Source organism: Kineococcus indalonis (assembly GCF_009906395.1).
Lineage (GTDB): Bacteria > Actinomycetota > Actinomycetes > Actinomycetales > Kineococcaceae > Kineococcus > Kineococcus indalonis.
In genome coordinates, this window is the sequence record NZ_JAAALM010000947.1 from 1 (window position 1) to 734 (window position 734).

At 79.3% G+C, this 734-nt stretch carries 1 pseudogene; it reads right to left on the reverse strand.

The window, feature by feature from the left end:
* Nucleotides 1–458 (reverse strand): annotated as a pseudogene (locus GTR00_RS22105) (DNA-binding response regulator); the annotation flags it as partial.
* Nucleotides 459–734 lie beyond the last annotated feature (276 nt).

The following is a 734-nucleotide window of genomic DNA, read 5'->3' on the forward strand; positions in this document are numbered from 1 at the left end:
TCCAGCTGGCGCCCGCGCACGCGCGCGGAGTAGGCGGCCTCGTCGATGACCACGTCCCCCGCGCGGATCTCGCCGGCGTCGGCGCCCGGGGCGTCCTCGGCCGCGCGGCGGTGGCGCCCGGCGGCCAGCCGCAGGCGCGCGTCCAGCTCCGCCGGCCCGCAGGTGTCCAGCAGCACGTCGTCGGCGCCCCAGTCGGCGGCCACCGCGGCCATGCCGCCCTCGGTGAGCACCAGCAGCAGCGGCTGCGACAGGCCCGTGGTGCGCAGCAGCCGGCACAGCGAGCGGGCCGCGGCCAGCTCCCGCCGGCCGTCCACCAGCACGGCGTCGCAGGTGGGCTCGTCCACCAGCACCGAGGCCTCCGCCGGCAGCACGCGCACGCTGTGCGGGAGCAGGCCGAGGGCCGGCAGCACGTCGGTGGACGGCGTGAGCGCGTTGGTCAGCACGAGGATCTGGGCCACCCGGTGTCTCGCCCTCCGTCCGCCCGGCCGGGACGCCCTGGGCGGCCCGCGAGGTCGTCAGTTTAACGGGCCACCAACCCCGCGCGGCGCGCGCCGCTCGGGCGCCGCGCGGCGGGTGCGGGAGGATCGCGCCGTGACCACCTCCGCGACGGCGACGACCACCCTGGCCCTCGCCGCCCTCGTCGCGGTCGCCGCCTTCGCCGGTCCGATCGTGCTCGCCCTGGCCGTGGCCCTCCTGGCCGTCCTCCTCGCCGTCGGCTGGCCCGCCCTGCTGGG